At 53.0% G+C, this 16,931-nt stretch carries 12 protein-coding genes and 1 pseudogene; all 13 read left to right on the forward strand.

The annotated features are described in order from the left end of the window. Nucleotides 1-1,902 precede the first annotated feature (1,902 nt). The 13 genes and pseudogenes from IPG22_22715 (at nucleotide 1,903) to IPG22_22775 (ending at nucleotide 16,913) form a co-directional block, all read left to right on the forward strand. A complete protein-coding gene (locus IPG22_22715) occupies nucleotides 1,903-2,316 on the forward strand; it encodes a hypothetical protein (GenBank protein ID MBK6591083.1) in 414 nt (137 codons plus the stop codon). A gap of 780 nt (nucleotides 2,317-3,096) precedes the next feature. Next, nucleotides 3,097-3,300, forward strand: coding sequence for a hypothetical protein (locus IPG22_22720; protein ID MBK6591084.1), 204 nt, complete (start codon nucleotides 3,097-3,099; stop codon nucleotides 3,298-3,300). Then, a complete protein-coding gene (locus IPG22_22725; GenBank protein ID MBK6591085.1) occupies nucleotides 3,297-4,295 on the forward strand; it encodes a 4Fe-4S binding protein in 999 nt (332 codons plus the stop codon). The genes IPG22_22720 and IPG22_22725 overlap by 4 nt, the downstream gene beginning before the upstream one ends. 88 nt (nucleotides 4,296-4,383) lie before the next feature. Continuing rightward, entirely contained in the window at nucleotides 4,384-4,752 is a 369-nt protein-coding gene (locus IPG22_22730) for a Rieske 2Fe-2S domain-containing protein (GenBank protein ID MBK6591086.1), read from the forward strand. A gap of 23 nt (nucleotides 4,753-4,775) precedes the next feature. Beyond that, nucleotides 4,776-6,323: a cytochrome b N-terminal domain-containing protein gene (locus tag IPG22_22735; GenBank protein MBK6591087.1), complete on the forward strand. Its 1,548-nt coding sequence runs from the start codon at nucleotides 4,776-4,778 to the stop codon at nucleotides 6,321-6,323. 4 nt (nucleotides 6,324-6,327) lie between these two features. After that, nucleotides 6,328-7,989, forward strand: a complete 1,662-nt coding sequence (locus tag IPG22_22740; GenBank protein MBK6591088.1) for a c-type cytochrome — start codon at nucleotides 6,328-6,330, stop codon at nucleotides 7,987-7,989. A gap of 22 nt (nucleotides 7,990-8,011) precedes the next feature. Further along, a pseudogene (locus IPG22_22745) lies at nucleotides 8,012-11,447 on the forward strand (molybdopterin-dependent oxidoreductase). Between the two features lie 161 nt (nucleotides 11,448-11,608). Further along, complete coding sequence (locus IPG22_22750) at nucleotides 11,609-11,983, forward strand: hypothetical protein (protein ID MBK6591089.1); 375 nt, start codon at nucleotides 11,609-11,611, stop codon at nucleotides 11,981-11,983. Further along, entirely contained in the window at nucleotides 11,971-13,113 is a 1,143-nt protein-coding gene (locus IPG22_22755) for a dehydrogenase (GenBank protein ID MBK6591090.1), read from the forward strand. Before IPG22_22750 ends, IPG22_22755 begins: the two co-directional genes overlap by 13 nt. A gap of 11 nt (nucleotides 13,114-13,124) precedes the next feature. Then, nucleotides 13,125-13,967 (forward strand): hypothetical protein, encoded by an 843-nt coding sequence (locus tag IPG22_22760; GenBank protein MBK6591091.1) that lies wholly within the window; start codon nucleotides 13,125-13,127, stop codon nucleotides 13,965-13,967. Between the two features lie 11 nt (nucleotides 13,968-13,978). Beyond that, nucleotides 13,979-14,452 (forward strand): hypothetical protein, encoded by a 474-nt coding sequence (locus tag IPG22_22765; protein ID MBK6591092.1) that lies wholly within the window; start codon nucleotides 13,979-13,981, stop codon nucleotides 14,450-14,452. A 13-nt stretch (nucleotides 14,453-14,465) separates the two neighbouring features. After that, a complete protein-coding gene (locus IPG22_22770; protein ID MBK6591093.1) occupies nucleotides 14,466-15,113 on the forward strand; it encodes a molecular chaperone TorD family protein in 648 nt (215 codons plus the stop codon). 249 nt (nucleotides 15,114-15,362) lie between these two features. Next, nucleotides 15,363-16,913 carry a B12-binding domain-containing radical SAM protein gene (locus IPG22_22775; protein MBK6591094.1) on the forward strand — a complete coding sequence of 517 codons (1,551 nt, stop codon included), beginning with the start codon at nucleotides 15,363-15,365 and terminating at the stop codon, nucleotides 16,911-16,913. Nucleotides 16,914-16,931 lie beyond the last annotated feature (18 nt).

Below are 16,931 nucleotides of genomic sequence, written 5' to 3' on the forward strand. Positions count from 1 at the left end.
CTTGGAAGAAGAAATGGTTAAAGGAGCTTCCGGATTTTGAGGACTTTATCAAAGGGGCTGGAAAATCGAGGAGCCGTCACCCCGTAACCTGGGGTCAGGAAAAGGTAATCCTCGAGGAAGCGAGAGGGCACTGGCAGTGAGGCACCGCGACTATATGCTCTGATAATTTCATTGGGAGACTCAGGTGCCCGTCGAATGAACTCTACCCTGTTAACGATAGCAAGACCGATTATTCGAAAGATACCTCCCCATTCTTCGAACCATTACGGTGGAAGACCTTATTGATGATGCCGGACAATTCAAAGATCTTACCCAGCTTGTTTTCCTACAAGAACGGCGGCAGTGTATGCCGTAGTCACCGAGAGAGAATGAAAAGGGCCTTCCAGGCTTTTGGAACGACCTAAGCAGACGGAAATTAGTATCACAGAATGCGGCCGAACTCGATAATCTAATTTTTCCTCACAGCACTTTAAAAAGTCGTGGAACATAGTACGTGAAGCCGCAGGTTTCGGCAGTCTTAGGCTCCGTGATTTTGCGTCAGGACTGGTGACTAGATTGGGGCACGTCTCGGCTACTCCGATAAACTCGCTCAGCGGGGTGCCGGGCATGAAGATGCAAACGAGCTTTGAATATGCCGAATTTGACGAAACTGCCGCTTTGCAGGCAAAGGCACTACTTGATGGCGATAACCAATGCATTTGATCGACCAGGCCTTTCAGGAGCCCACTAAATAAGCTCGCAGGAACAGTTACCCTCGCACCAGCCAGCCTGAGGTTAATCATGGAATCAAATCCTTGAAACAACATTCAGAAACGGGTTTTGCATGCATTCAACAACCTATGAAGGGTATGCCGGTATGGGCTAACTAAGACCAACTGGTCGAGATTATTCCCTTCTAGAAGGTTGATAAATGTGTCGAGAAAGAATTAAAATAATAACACATTCTGATCGAAAATGTTTTTTGTGTTTACTGTTTAGTGGTTTGTGACATTTGTTGACAACAACTGTCACAAACCACCAACAACTATAGTTGTTCTGGCTCATAAATAAACCACCGTGGCGGACAATATTTCGTGATTAGAACGGCACCTCATCCAGCATTCGCCAGCACTGCTTTTCAGTAAGGGTCCTGGCGTCGAAACGGTATCGTTCACCCGATTGCGTCAGTATGACGCAGATCATGTTTTGCCTTGCGGGGTGAGACCTTTAATGTTGTCGGGCAAGAACCGGAATAGAACTTCGGCCAAGGAGATCGGCAAACGGCCAAAAAAGTAGAGTCAAGACTATGACGAAGAACAGCGGCGGAAGAACGAGAAATGTTGTTTGATTCCTTCAATCGAAGAATCAAAGACCTGCTAGTATCAGTGACGGATCGCTGTAATTTCGATGTTTCTATTGCGATCCTGATCCGGCCCCTTGCACCTCCAAGTGATCCGAATCTGACCTTCGACGAGATACACTTTCTGTGATGTGTTCGTCTCTCCCGGGATTGAAAAGATAGGCTAACCGGCACGAACCGATGGTCAGGAAGGGCCTTGGGGTTATCATCGCTCAACTTGCATGTCTTAAACCCTTGGCCTTCAAGAACTCGCGATGATCACTAACGGCAGCAACTTCGCATTAAAGCCGCCTTGTTCCGATTGGAGGTCTGAACAGGGTGACATTCTCACTGGACAGTTTAAGGCCGGGCACATTTCGTTCGATTACGGGCCCGATAAACTCTCCGACGTGCTCGACTCGATAGAGGCCGCACGATCTAGGCGGATATCCTAATACAAAGGTCAACGCCGTGATTGTCCGAGGCAGAAATGACGATGAGATCGTCTGACCTTGCTCGATTTGCAAGAAGAAACAGTTTAACTCAAGATTCATCGAATTCATGCCCCTCGATAGCGGGCATATGTGGGATCGAAAACATCTCGTCTCGGCTGCCGAGATCCGGAAAAAATAAATTCGGCCTTTCCAATAGTCCTTATAAACCAGTCTCGCAGAGGTGAGACAGCGTGGAGGTATCGCTTTGCTGACGGCACAAGCGGGGAGATCGGCCTGATCGCTCCGGTGACGAATGCTTTCTGCGGCGACTGTTCGCGAAATCGCCTGACGGCCGATGGGCACATCAGAACGTGTCTTTTCTCTACTGAAGAATATGATGTACGACGTTTGCTAAGAAGCGGCGGATCGCGAACCGAAGTCGCCGACCTTATTCATTTGCTGTCGCAAGAAAAACATCGGCCATACCATTGGTTCCCCTACATTCGAGTATGCCTCGCGGTCGATGAGTTCGATCGGCGGCTAAAAATATTGCTCAGAATATGACTTAAGTCATATTTTGGCAACCGCAACCCGCATAGCATTCCAGCAGTTTCAAACATTATGTGACAAGGAAAACTATGATGCGGCTAAATGTTCACGTCCGGACGCGAACTACCATCAAAACCTGATCTCGTGCCAAGTGGCGTGTCCGGTACATACGGACGCACGCGGGTATGTTCGGGCGATCGCGGATGGACGGTTTGAAGAAGCATATCTATAGCACGTGGTCCCAATCCTTTTGCCTCGATCTGCGAGCATCTGCGGAGCCCCTTGCGAGATCGCCTGTCGCCGCGGAAAAATCCCCAAAGAAATGACGACGGCATGTTCGTCGGACAGGACCGGCCGATCGCAATTCGTGCGCTCAGGCGATTTGCATGTGACCACTTCGGGCCGGAGGCGAGACCGACGAGTGAAGTATTGGACCCGATCAGAATTTTATCCCGCCCGTCGCCGCAGATGCTGAGGAGATGGCGGCTCTCTTAAGATCCGCGACCAACAGTTCGATCGAAAAAGGTGATAGCCAAAAGATCGCCATCATCGGGCTGGCCCGGCGGGACTCTCCGCCGCTCATGACCTGGCTCTACTGGGATTTAAGCCGGTCGTCTTTGAGATCGAGCCTGTTGCAGCCGGAATGCTCGCGGTCGGGGTTCCGGCGTATCGCTTGCCTCGTGAACTGATCGAAAAGAAATTGCCGTTATCGAGGCACTCGGCGTCGAGATCAGGTGCGGAGTAAAAGTTGGTGAAGACATTGCTTTTGCTGAGCTACGCGAGGATTTTGCGGCGGTGATCATCGCGGTCGGTGCCAAATCATCCCGCGGCCTTGGCTTGACTGGTGAGGATGGCCCGGGCGTTATCGGAGGCGTCGATCTGCTTCGGGCGGTCTCGCTCGGCGAAGATCTCAGTATGGGCAGTGAGATCGTTGTAATCGGCGGCGGAAATGTTGCTTATGACGTCGCAAGGTCGGTCGTCCGCCCAGATCGCTTTTGATACTGCACGCACGGCTGCGAGGCTTTTCCGAGACTGCGAACGTTCACCTGATCTCGCTTGAGGGTGCAGAAGAAATGCCCGCAGACACGATCGAGATCGTTGAGGGCGATGAAGAAGGGATTAAGCGAAGCAACGGTCAGGGACCGACGGAGGTAGTTCGCGACGAAAAAGGCAGAGTCACCGGCGTCGCGTTTCGCAGATGCTTGCGGGTCTACGACGAAGATCGAAAATTCTCACCGCTCTACGATGATGATGAAAAAATTAATTCCCTGCGACACCGTCCTTCTCGCTGTTGGCCAAGCACCAGCCCTTTCATTTTGGAGGACGGCGGACAGGACGTTGAGCGAATGCGAGGCGACTGGCCCAAGGTTGACCCCATCACGCTGCAGACCACTGCAAAGGGCGTCTTTGTCGCCGGTGATCTCGCTCACGGAACGCGTTTGCTGATCGACGCCGTCGCGTCCGGCAAGGCAGCAGCGCGTTCCGTTTATCAATACCTGACCGGTAATGCGCTCGAGCATGAATTGGTCAAAACACATGTCGTTCTTGACCGATACCGTCGTGAACGCGGCTTCGAATCGATCCGCCGCGTTGAGGTGCCCACGATCGAACCGGCCGAGCGGCTCAAGCATCCCGAAAACGTCGTTGAGATCGGCTACAGCCGTGAAGAGGCCATGCGCGAGGCGTCACGCTGCCTAGATTGTGGAGTAACGCCGGTGTTTGATGGCAGCCGATGCGTACTGTGTGGTGGCTGCGCGGACGTTTGCCCAACCGAATGTTTGAAGCTGATCTCGCTCGATAGGCTTGAGTTCGATACCGAGGTCGACTCGATGATAGATGCCTCACTTGGAGAGGACGCAGATCTGACTGAGAACTCGGCGATCCTGAAAGACGAGGACCGCTGTATTCGCTGTGCTCTCTGCGCAATCCGCTGCCCGGTCGATGCCATCTCGATGGAACGAGTCACATTTTCAACAAATTGGAGTTCTTTATGACGACACATCCGAGTGAAAAGAAATCACGTTTTGATCCGGAACCGATGCCGCGGAGGGGATTTTCTGGGGGCTCGCCGCTCTGGGTTCGATGGCGGCGGCATTTGCACTCTCGATCTTCGGAATGCTGAAACTTCCAAAGGCAGCCGTGTCGGCTTCTCCAGCAAAGAAATTTAATGTGGCGTTACCGGACACCCATCCGGAGGGCGAAGCGTTCGTACCGCCGGGGCGAAACGTTGCGGTCTTTCGCGATGCTGATGGCGTATTTGCTATCTCGACCGTTTGCACGCATTTGGGATGCATCGTTAAGACGAGCGCCGCCGGGTTTGACTGTCCCTGCCACGGGTCGGGCTTTCAGAAAGATGGAACTGTAAGAAAAGGGCCTGCTCCGACACCGCTACCTTGGCTTAAGGTCTCAAAAACGGAGCTCTTCTTACGATCGACGAGGAAGCAACTGTAAAAACTGGAACAAAGGTGTAGACCATGAAAGCAGAAGGCTATTCAGCATTACACGAATTCTGGATCAATCTGCGGGGCATCCCTAATCACGTTTATCGGGCGATGTTTCGCGGCGGTCCGCCAAAGACCGATCGCACGCGGTCGTCGTTTATCTTCGGCAACGTCTTCCTGCATCTTCATTCGGTTCGCACACATCTCTGGAGCCTGCGTTGGAGCACGACCATGGGTCTCGGCATAATGACGACTGCGGCATTTCTGATAACTCTGGTCACCGGCATCCTGCTGATGTTCTACTACAAGCCGTATCCGGACGTAGCCTATCAATCAATCAAGGACATTCATTTCATCGTACCTACTGGCCGGTTTATGCGGAACATTCACCGCTGGGCCGCTAACGTGATGGTGGTCGCCGTGATACTGCACATGGCAAGGGCGTTCTACACCGCTTCGTACCGAAAACCGAGGGAATTCAACTGGTTCATTGGCTGGGGGTTGCTAGTCACAACACTGGGCCTGTCGTTTACGGGTTACCTGCTGCCTTGGGATCAACTCGCATACTGGGCGATCACGATCGGCGCGAATATCGCGCAGAGTCCTCGAGAGATCACGGATGCACTTGGGATCACGGCTTGGGCAGATATCGGCGGCCTGCAGCGTGAAATATTGCTTGGGTCTGACAAGGTCGGCGAAGAGGCGTTGATCAGATTCTATCTGCTTCACGTAATGATCTTGCCACTGACTCTTGTTATGTTGATGGCGGTGCATTTCTGGCGAATACGCAAGGATGGTGGGCTCGCAAAACCGGCGAATGCCGATGAACTGGTTGGCCAGGAAGCCAAAGAATTCTATCCGGTCTTTACGGATGCTCCGACGAAAACATATCACCTAGCCGCCGTCGTGAAGGGCAAAACGCCTGCCGTCGGGAGCGGCCCGGAACACACGGTTCCGTCAATGCCGCACCTTTTCTACGCCGAGCTTGGCGTGTTGATGCTGACAACTCTTATCTGCGTCGGGTTGGCTTTCGTTTCTGATGCTCCGTTAAAAGAACTGGCAAATCCGCTCGTTCCCGAGAATCCGGCAAAGGCCCCGTGGTACTTTCTTGGGCTCCAGGAGATCGTATCGTTCTCGGCATTCATGGGTGGCATAGGTATTCCGATGCTGTGCGTGATCGGCTTGGGTCTGATCCCATTTCTCGACCGTGAAAAGGAAGGAACAGGCGAATGGTTTGGCGGTCCGGGTGGCTGGAAACTGGTCAAATGGTCGATCGTTGTCGGATTCGTGGCCTCTATCGGTGTCGAGGCTTTTGCGATCCATTTCGGTTGGCTGCGGGAGTGGTTCCCCGATATCCCTCAGCTGTTTATTACATTTATCAATCCCGGGACGGTCCTGACGGCGATCTACGCGGCGTATTCGATATGGGCCGTTCGAAGATACAACTCGACTCGTGCAGGTGCGCTGGCCCTGTTTACGTGCTTTCTATGCGGTTTCATTGTGTTGACCGTGATCGGTACATATTTCCGCGGGCCGAACTGGGATTTCTTCTGGTCGCCGTCTGATTGGGGAGGCCATTGACGCAATGAACAAGAATAAATATTTGTTGATGGTTTCAAGTATCGGGGTCTTTTTGCTCCTGGCGGCAGCTGCCGTGTCTGAGAACTTTATGAAGGATTGGCACGGAATTCAAAACAGTGCCAAGACTACCGAAGGCCCGGTCGATTTGCGGCTTCGGCAGATAGTGAATCCGCAGCTCAAAGTAACGGACCGTTGCGTTACTTGTCACGTCGGGATGGCATCCGGCGAACAGATCACGACCGATCAAAAGGTAGGAGCAGCCCATAAGCCGGTCGTTCATTCGCCGACTGAGATCGGCTGCACCGTTTGTCACGGTGGGCAGGGGCAGGCTACCGAGAAAGACGACGCTCACGGCAACGTTCATTTTTGGACCGAGCCAATGCTCCCGGCAAAATATGCCTACGCGAGCTGCGGAACCTGTCACACGCCGCTCAATGTTCCAAATCTGCCGACGCTCGAAAATGCGCGTAAGACATTCGAGCGCCTTGACTGCTATGCCTGTCACCGGCTCGACGGCCGTGGCGGCACGCTGCGTCCGGGTGGAAATGTGACGGGAATGGAAGGCCCAGACCTTTCGCATGTCGGCCTGAAGGGGTACAACGCCGAATGGTATGCCGCACATCTGCGAAAGTCTCAGCAAGGAACGGACGAAGCGTGGAAAACGTCATTTCGAGAAGTAAGTGAAGCCGACCGGGCGGAGCTCAAGATCTTTCTCGAAACCCAAATGGGAGCCCCGAAACTCATTGAGGCAAAGGCTCAATTCAACTCGGTCGGCTGCGCCGGTTGTCATACTGTCGGTACATTTGGCGGTGATGCAGGCGTGAATCTATCGCTTTCCGGCTTCAAAGATCCAAACCAGCTTAACTTCTCAAAGGTTCCGGGCGATCACACTCTAACCAACTGGGTCGTCCAGCATTTTCGTTCACCGGCATCGACGGTTGCGGGATCGCAGATGCCCGTACTTGGGTTGTCTAATGATCAGATCGACCTGTTGACGCTCTACACACTTTCGCTCAGAAGGCGCACCTTGCCTGACGTTTATCTTCCGAAAGACCGCGTCCGAGCTATGCGTTTCGGCGAACGCGAGTTTGCTAAGGACGGGGAGACCATTTACACCGCGGTTTGTTCAAGTTGTCACGCGGCAGACGGACGTGGAACCCGGTTCCCGGGCCTTGTTCCAAACCCGTCGATAATGAGTCCGGAGTTCCTGCAGCTCGCCTCTGACGATTTTCTCTTCCAAACGATACGAAATGGGCGTCCGGGGCGTCCGATGCTTCCGTGGGGCGATCGGGTGAATGGATTTAATGATGATGAGCTGCGGTCTGTCATCGCGTACATTCGTGGGCTCGGAGGAAACGTTCAGGCACTGCCGGACCCCAAACCGCAGATATGGGCAATGGGCGACGCGAATCTCGGAGCGACACTTTTTGCCTCAAATTGCTCAGGTTGTCACGGAAAGAACGCCGTCGGTGGCGACGGCCCGGCTTTGGCCAACAAAGCCTTTCTTTCTAGTGTTTCAGACACCTTTCTGGTCGAAATGATAAAACGCGGACGAAGCGGAACGGTGATGCAGGGATTTGCAAACCCATCGCCGATCAGACGCGTGCTGACGCAGGCTGAGATCGAATCGATCGTGACCTATATACGTTCGTTAAGTGTTAAGTAGTTGAGCAATAACGAGGAATGATATGAAAAAAGAAATTTCTAGACGCGAATTTATGGCAAGGATCACTGCTGCCGGCTTTGGCGCTCTCGTCGCATCGACGACGAACGCCTGGGGACTTGAAGCCATAACAAATCCTCTAGCCGCCTATCCGAACCGTGATTGGGAAAAGGTCTATCGCGACCTCTGGGCTTATGATTCGCGTTATACCTTTACCTGTGCTCCTAACGATACGCACAACTGCCTGCTCAACGCACATGTACGCCAGGGCGTCATTACCCGGATCGGCCCGACAATGAAATACGGCGAGGCCGTCGATCTGCTCGGCAACGGTACTTCGCATCGGTGGGACCCGCGTGTCTGCCAAAAGGGCCTTGCTCTAACGCGGCGCTTTTACGGAGACCGGCGAGTAAACGGAACAATGGTCCGGGCCGGCTATAAGAAATGGTACGAGGCCGGCTTCCCTCGCGGTGCCGACGGGCGTCCGCCTGAGGAATATTTCCAGCGCGCCCGGGACGAGTGGGTTCGGATGTCGCACGACGAGGCCGGCGTGATCGTCGCGGCTGCCCTTAAGAACATAGCCGAGACATACACTGGCGAAGAAGGTAAACGAAGACTTAAGGAGCAGCATTATGACGAGGCGACGATCGAGGCCACCCACGGAGTTGGCACACAAGTTATGAAATTTCGCGGCGGAATGCCGCTGCTGGGTATGACCCGCATTTTCGGAATGTACCGAATGGCAAATTCTATCGCGCTGCTCGACTCGCACATCCGCGGCGTTGGTCCCGATCAGGCGCTCGGAGGAAAAGGCTATGACAACTACTCCTGGCACACCGATCTTCCACCGGGACACCCGATGGTCACAGGTCAGCAGAGTATGGAATTCGACCTCAACTCGGTCGAGCAGGCGAAGACCGTTGTAGCTTGGGGTATGAACTGGATCGCAACGAAGATGCCCGACGCTCACTGGCTTACCGAAGCCCGCATGAAAGGCACGAAGATCGTCGTTATCGCTTGCGAATATTCGGCCACGGCAACCAAGGCTGACGACGTAATCGTTGTTCGGCCGGGCACTACGCCGGCGTTGGCGTTGGGTTTCGCAAACGTAATAATGCAGGAAAACCTGTACGATAACGAATTTGTTCGTCAATGGACCGACATGCCGATCCTCGTCAGGATGGACAGTCTGAAATATCTCAAGGCCGCCGACGTTTTCGGCGGCGGACCCGCGAAACTGAAGCAAACGCAGATCTTAAAGGAAGGCGAAAGAGCGGCTCCGGCTGGCGAACAATCGGACAAGAATATCATTCCAGAAAAAATGAGGCTTGAATGGGGTGACTATGTTTGGTTTGACTCAAAGACGAACAAGCCGCAAATGCTAACCCGTGATGACGTCGGCAAGAATTCAAAAGTCGGTGAAGCGAAGCTTGAGGGAGCGATCAGTATCACTCTAATAGATGGAAGCACCGTTCGCTGTCGCCCGGTGTTTGATCTTGTTAAAGAATATGCGGCTCACTTCGATCCGAAAACGGTCGAGGAAATTACATGGGCGCCTGCTGCTGCTGTTCAGAGCCTTGCGCGTCATTTCGCCAAAGATTTCGGCACGACACTATTTGCGGTTGGAATGGGCCCGAACCAGTTTTTCAATAATGTCAGCAAAGACCGTGATATTCTCCTGCTTGCCGCTTACCGGAAACATCGGCAAGATCAGCGGGAATGTCGGATCATTTTCGGGCAATCACCGCACCGCGCTATTTAACGGATCCCCGCAATATATCAATGAAGATCCGTTTGATATCGAATTAGACCCCGCAAAACCGGCGCGTGTAAAACAATATTGGAAGGCCGAATCGGCCCACTATTACAACCACGAAGATCATCCGCTTAGGGTCGGCGACAAATTGCTGACTGGCAAAACGCACATGCCGTGCCCGACAAAGTCGCTGTGGTTTGCTAACGCCAACTCGATCCTCGGAAATGTTAAATGGCATTACAACACGGTGGTCAACGTACTTCCCAAGATAGAAATGATCGCCGTTAATGAATGGTGGTGGTCAACGTCGTGCGAATGGGCGGACGTCGTTTTCGGCGTCGATTCGTGGGCGGAACTCAAGCATCCGGACATGACCGCGTCGGTCACAAATCCATTCCTGCTCGTCTTCCCCAAAACACCGATCCCTCGGATCTTTAACACGATGGGCGATATCGAGGTTTTCGCTACGGTCGCGTCTAAACTGGCGGATCTAACGGGCGACCAGCGTTTCAATGACTATTGGAAATTTGTCCGGGATGACCGGACCGATGTCTATCTTCAGCGTATCCTTGATAATTCAACCAATTCAAAAGGCTATTCCTTCAAAGACCTTCATGATAAGGCGCTTGAAGGGATACCCGCAATCATGAATAGCAGAACGACACCGAAATCGGTCGGCTACAATCAAATCGCCGATTCGACTCCATGGTACACAAAGAGCGGGCGTCTCGAATCATATCGTGAGGAAGACGAATTTATCGAAGCGGGTGAGAATTTACCCGTACACCGCGAACCGGTCGATTCGACCTTTTACGAACCGAACATCATCGTTTCGCCACCGCACGAAGCTATGAGGCCGATGGGACCCGAGGCCTACGGCGCGAAGCTCGATGATCTAACGTGTGACACTCGAAGCGGCCGGAATGTCGTCTACAGCTGGGCCGATGCAAAGAACACTGCTCATCCGTTGATGAAGGATGGTTTCAAGTTCATCTTTCACACGCCGAAATACCGCCACGGCTCACATACGACGCCGATTGATACGGATATGAACGCGATGCTCTTTGGCCCGTTCGGCGACATTTACCGCCGCGACAAACGCTCACCGTTCGTTACCGAGGGCTACGTTGATATTAATCCAGATGACGCACAGGAACTTGGGATTAACGATGGCGATTATGTCTGGATCGATCCCGACCCGGAAGACCGTCCATTCCGCGGCTGGCAGAAGGACAAAAAGAATTACGAATTTGCCCGGCTTCTCTGCCGAGCTCGTTACTATCCGGGCACGCCGCGAAATGTGACCCGCATGTGGTTCAACATGTACGGAGCAACACCCGGTTCGCAACAGGGGCAAAAGGAACGTAAGGACGGATTGGCGAAGAACCCTCGGACAAATTACCAGGCGATGTTTCGCTCGGGTTCGCACCAGTCCGCCACGCGCGGCTGGCTTAAACCGACGACAATGACCGATTCCCTTGTTCGAAAGGAAATGTATGGTCAAAGCATCGGGCAAGGATTTCTTCCAGACACGCACTGCCCGACCGGTGCACCGCGTGAATCATTCATCAAGATCACCAAGGCCGAACCTGGCGGTATTGGAGACGAACCGCTTTGGCGTCCGACGAAGCTGGGCATTCGGCCGAGAAACGAATCGGATGCAATGAAGCGATACATCGCCGGAGATTTTGTCGGCAAGAAATAGTGGATCAAATGGACCCGACACGAATACACATTTTTCTAAACTACCTACCCCTGATCGGAATGGCCCTCGGGATTGTGGCGCTCCTGTACGAAATGTGGCGGTCCGGCCGCCAAGTCGGACGTTGCAGTTTATGGGTATTTCTCGTAACGGCCTTACTAACCTTGGCGGTTTACGCAACAGGTGAGATAGCCGGTAAAGGTGCAGCTCTAATGGCTGGGCCGCCGTGGACAAACATAGTCGCCCACAGGGCGTCGGCGCTGCCGACATTTTTCGCGATCGAACTGACCGGCATGTTCGCTCTCGTCGGTTTGATCCGGATGATCCGCGCAAAAGGCCTGGCACGTTGGAACGCACTCGTTGTTCTTATCCTTGCGATCGCTTCCCTTGCCCTGGCCGCCCGAACGACGCACATCGGAAGGCAGATCTTTGTTCTGAGCGCTTCCTTTACGCCCCAGCAACAAATGAACCTCGCTGAGCACCGCAGCGACACAGATAGAAAAGAAAGCAACACGGAGAAAAAACTATGGCACGCGTAAACAACTGGCAACTTGGACGAGAAATGTCCTATTGGTATCCGGAAAGCAGGCCACAAAAGCAATTTGCCGCCGTTTTCGATACGAATAAATGTATCGCGTGCCAAACCTGCACGCTGGCGTGCAAAACGACCTGGACCTCGGGCAAGGGGCAGGAGTATATGCTCTGGAACAACGTCGAAAGCAAGCCTTATGGTTCCTATCCGCTTGCCTGGGACCTTAATCTCCTGAGTTTGCTCGATGGGCAAAATTGGGGCGAGGAAAACGGCGAATCTGTTTATAAAGGAAGTACCATTTTTGAGTCAGCACCTGCCGGCGAACGCGTTCTCGGGTGGCGGCCGGAGGATGAAGATTACGCTTATCCGAACGTCGGCGAAGACGACTGTGCAGGCGGCATCGAGCACGGGGCGAGTATCGACATACCACATCAGATGGCGTGGTTCTATTATCTCGCACGAATCTGCAATCACTGCACTTATCCGGGCTGTCTGGCATCGTGCCCTCGTGGTTCGATCTACAAGCGGCCCGAGGACGGCATCGTTCTTGTCGATCAAAACCGCTGCCGCGGCTATCAGGAATGTGTCCGCGGTTGTCCGTATAAGAAGGTGTTTTTCAATCCGATGACATCGACATCGGAAAAATGCATCGCCTGTTATCCCAAGATCGAGCAAGGGCTTTCACCCCAGTGTTTCGCAAATTGCATTGGTAAGATCCGCGTTGCCGGATTTATCAATACGCCGGACAAGGCCGAGGCTGATAACCCGATCGATTATCTTGTCCATATTAAGAAAGTTGCCTTGCCGCTGTTCCCGCAGTTCGGCCTTGAGCCTAACGTTTACTACATTCCTCCGATCCACGTGCCAACGGCGTTTACCCGCCAGATGTTCGGCCCCGGTACAGATAAGGCCGTCGAGATCTACCGAAACGCACCGAACGATCAGGACCTGACCAGCCTATTAGGCCTATTCGGCTCGACCGAGGCGATAATGCGCAAATGGAAACGTGTCGGCGATAAGGCGATCGGAATGGATGAGAATGGAAAAGAGCTGGTCAATGTCCCGTTCAAGGAACCAGTCCACATTCGCCCGGCATACGACAAGCTATATCAGATCACGCGCACCAATTGCCCGTGAGGAGGTTTTATATGCGATTCGCAACATCGCTCACAATACTGGCTCTTTTATTTGCGACTTCGTGCAGTAAGGTTCAGGTCCCGACGGTCGAGGTCAACGTAGCGCAGGTCAAGGAGCTCACTCTTGACCCGAATGCGGCCGTCTGGGATGCAGTCTCGCTCCACGCATCGAAGATGATCTTGCAGGATCTGGTAGAGCCGCGCCTGTTAGAACCGTCGACGTCTGAGGTGATTGTCAAGGCGATCACCAATGGCAGTGAAATAGCATTCAGGCTCGAATGGCTTGACGAGAGCCAAAGCGACATGCCGGGGCCTAGACATTTCATTGACGGTTGCGCAGTACAGCTTCCTTCAAAGGTCGATCCAAATGTCCCGGCCCCGCAGATGGGTGAGGTCGGGAAAACAGTTGAGATCTCATACTGGCGTGCCGATTGGCAGGCGATCGTTGAGGGACGGGCCGATAATATTAACGCGATCTATCCAAATGCATCGATCGACCACTACCCGGCGGAGGCCCAGCCGCTCGAGAATAATCCGCAGGCTCAAGCCGAGGCTGCGGCTCGGTACGCTCCGGCCCGTGCACTCGGAAGCCGGCGCTCCGGACCACGCGAGCAACCGGTAGAGGACCTGATAGCCGAAGGGCCGAGCACACTATCTCCGGCCCCGAACGCGGTCTCGAAGGGAAAGGGCGTCAAAACGCCTAAAGGGTGGGCCGTTGTCATCTCGCGGCCGTTACCCGCTGGCTTCTCAGCCGTGACGCCGTCCCAGATCGCGTTTGCTGTCTGGGAAGGCTCCCACATCGAGGTTGGAGCAAGAAAGATGCGAACCGGCTGGGTGCCGTTGATCTTAAAGTGAGAACAGAAAATATGGCAGTTATTAGTGACCTCATGAAGGTTCACAATGTGATCGACGAATTATTCTTCGAGCACCAGCGGGCTTTGCTCCACTTTGATTTTGAAAAGGCACTTGGCCTTCTTAACGCCTATGAGTCAACCCTCTTCAGCCATATGGCTGACGAAGAAAATATTCTGCTGCCGGTCTACGAAAAGCGGGCCGACTTCCCGGCGGCGGGAGCTCCAAAGCTCTACTATGACGATCACGCCAAGATGCGTTCGCATCTTGGGCTTTTTAAGCAAACGATCCGCGACATGCAGTCAGAACCTGAGTTGGACCGAGTCCTGCTTCAGCTTCTGGATCGCGAAGCATTTTACCTTCGCCTCTGCAGCCATCACGACCGGCGTGAGGCCGACTACCTTTATCCGATACTGGATGCCCTACTAGCCGACGAAGAAAAGTACGAGATGCTCGAACGCGTTCGGCTTCGCGGGGAAAGACATTGACTATGGGGCCATTATGAAAACCAAAAGAAACAGTACTAGAGATCTGCTCGCCGAAGCGGCAGAATGGCGGCTAATTAGCCTACTATTCGATTGTCCGTCAAATGACTGGCTCAGACAGGTCGAAGATCTCGCAGGTCCTGTTACCGACAAGAAACTGAAACGTGCCGCAAAGGCCGCTCAGAAAGAAGCAAGCGAAGGATTATTTCATTCTATCTTTGGGCCGGGCGGACCGGCCCCGGGTCGCGAAGTAAGCTATCGCGGCTGGGTTCAACCGGGTTACATGCTGGCGGAATTGAATAGCTTCTACGACGCGTTTTCTTATAATCCGACCACGAGCGAGGTGCCTGATCATGTTGCGGTCGAGACCGGATTCGTCGCGTATCTACGATTGAAAGAATTTTATGCTCTGGAAAACGGCGATAGTGAAAGTGCCGACGTAACTTCCAGGGCGTCAACAACGTTTGTCGACGATCATATTTCAAAATATGCCCAAAGGCTGTCTAAGTTGCTTGCCGCATCTGGGATAAATTACCTTAAGCTCGCAGGAGCGGCGCTGTATGAGCGCGTTGGCCCGGACAAAGACAAATCAAAGCAGATCTTTCTGCCGGTGCTCGACGAAGAGGAGGAGTCCGCGTTTGAATGCGGCGGAGCGGCTATTTGATTTGAACGGGATGCGGCCACTTCACGCCGGCTATCGCGTTCGCCAAAGGTTTGAGGGAACGAACTTTCGCCGCGCTCTTTCGTCATTTCCCCCTCCCTCTACTTATTACACAACTCTTACATCTGTCCCCGCAAATAGCTGATAGCATTGGAATTACTGAGAGAAAGCGCTTGCTGAAAAGCCGGGCGTTTTCAAATCAAGAGATCTGTATCAAGATCAGTATTCAGCTTTCCGCCGGAGGCATTAATCGTGAGAGTATTATTTGTTTACCCCGTATTCCCGGAGACTTACTGGAGCTTTCGCTACGCATTGTCGTTTGTCGGCAAGAAGGCCGCGTTTCCACCGCTTGCGCTGCTGACCGTTTCCGCCATGTTGCCCGAGAATTGGCAACGGCGTCTCGTAGATATGAATGTCCAGCCACTAACCAAGAGCGATATTGAATGGGCGGATATTGTCTTTCTCAGCGCGATGATCGTCCAGAGGGAATCACTTGATCAGGTTGTAAAATTATCTAAAGAACTTGGCAAACGAGTCGCAGTCGGCGGCCCGTATGTCTCGACGAGCTCGGATCTCGTACCGGAAGCGGATTTTATTTTCGTAGGTGAAGCAGAAACCACCTTGCCGGAGTTTATCGACGATTTGAAACGTGGCTCGCCAAAGCGCATTTATCAAGCAGTCGAGCGCCCCTCGCTTTTGTCCACGCCGGTGCCAGATTTCAGTCTGATCGACATAAACCAATACTCCTCGATGAATGTCCAGTTTTCACGCGGCTGTCCGTTTTCGTGTGAGTTTTGCGACATCATTGAGATCTACGGGCGCTCGCCGCGTACCAAATCAAGCGAACAGATGCTAGCTGAAATGGAGGCCATGCGAGTCGCTGGCTGGCGCGGAACGGTATTTATCGTTGACGACAATTTTATCGGCAACAAACGTGAGGTTAGAAAATTCCTGCCGGATCTTATTGCATGGTCCGAGCGAAATAATTTTCCATTTTCTTTTTTGACGGAAGCAAGCGTAAACCTCGCCGAAGACGATGTTTTACTCGAGATGATGCAATCCGCCGGTTTTCACCGTGTATTTCTCGGTATTGAGACGCCCGCGCCCGCAAGTCTGAAAGAAGCCAACAAATCTCAGAACACAAAACGCGATCTCCTTGAATCGGTGCGAAAGATCCAAAGCTATGGTATCGAGGTCATGGCCGGCTTTATTGTCGGATTCGATAACGACCCGGACGATATTTTCGAGCGACAGATCAACTTTATCCGTGACAGTGCAATTCCGCTTGCTATGGTCGGGCTCTTGACTGCTCTTCCTGACACACAGCTTTGGAAGCGTTTGGAGCGTGAAGGCAGACTCGTTCACCAAAGCAGCGGGAATAACACGGATTGTTCATTAAACTTTGTTCCAAAAATGGATCGGGAACGCCTAGTCGAAGGATACAAAAGCATTTTAAGGACCATTTACAGTTCGGAGGAATTCTATCAGCGCTCACTGGACTGTTTATCGCGTGTTCGCAACGACGCGGCGGCATTGCAGCGAGTCAGCGTCATCGGCGTACTCAAATCTTTCATGAAAATAGTTGTGAGGCTCGGAGTGTGCGACCGGGAACGACTAAGATTCTGGAAGTATTTATTCAGCGTCATTAGGCATTACCCGCGGAGTCTCGGCAACGGGGTCGCCCTCGCTGCAATGGGATATCACTTTCGAAAGGTGACGGAGATACAATGTGCAAAAGAGCCCTTGACGGGGTTTGCGGGTGACGGAACACAATTGGCCGGCGAAGTCAGTTTCGCCGACTGATCGGTTTCGGGGAATTCG

The sequence above is a fragment of the Acidobacteriota bacterium genome (assembly GCA_016703965.1).
Classification (GTDB): domain Bacteria; phylum Acidobacteriota; class Blastocatellia; order Pyrinomonadales; family Pyrinomonadaceae; genus OLB17.

What these genes read in the sequence shown, in the direction of transcription:
- IPG22_22730 (MBK6591086.1), top strand. Translation starts at nt 4,384, where the DNA reads ATGGCGGCGGCATTTGCACTCTCGATCTTCGGAATGCTGAAACTTCCA.
- IPG22_22735 (MBK6591087.1), top strand. Translation starts at nt 4,776, where the DNA reads ATGAAAGCAGAAGGCTATTCAGCATTACACGAATTCTGGATCAATCTG.
- IPG22_22740 (MBK6591088.1), top strand. Translation starts at nt 6,328, where the DNA reads ATGAACAAGAATAAATATTTGTTGATGGTTTCAAGTATCGGGGTCTTT.
- IPG22_22755 (MBK6591090.1), top strand. Translation starts at nt 11,971, where the DNA reads ATGGCACGCGTAAACAACTGGCAACTTGGACGAGAAATGTCCTATTGG.
- IPG22_22760 (MBK6591091.1), top strand. Translation starts at nt 13,125, where the DNA reads ATGCGATTCGCAACATCGCTCACAATACTGGCTCTTTTATTTGCGACT.
- IPG22_22765 (MBK6591092.1), top strand. Translation starts at nt 13,979, where the DNA reads ATGGCAGTTATTAGTGACCTCATGAAGGTTCACAATGTGATCGACGAA.
- IPG22_22770 (MBK6591093.1), top strand. Translation starts at nt 14,466, where the DNA reads ATGAAAACCAAAAGAAACAGTACTAGAGATCTGCTCGCCGAAGCGGCA.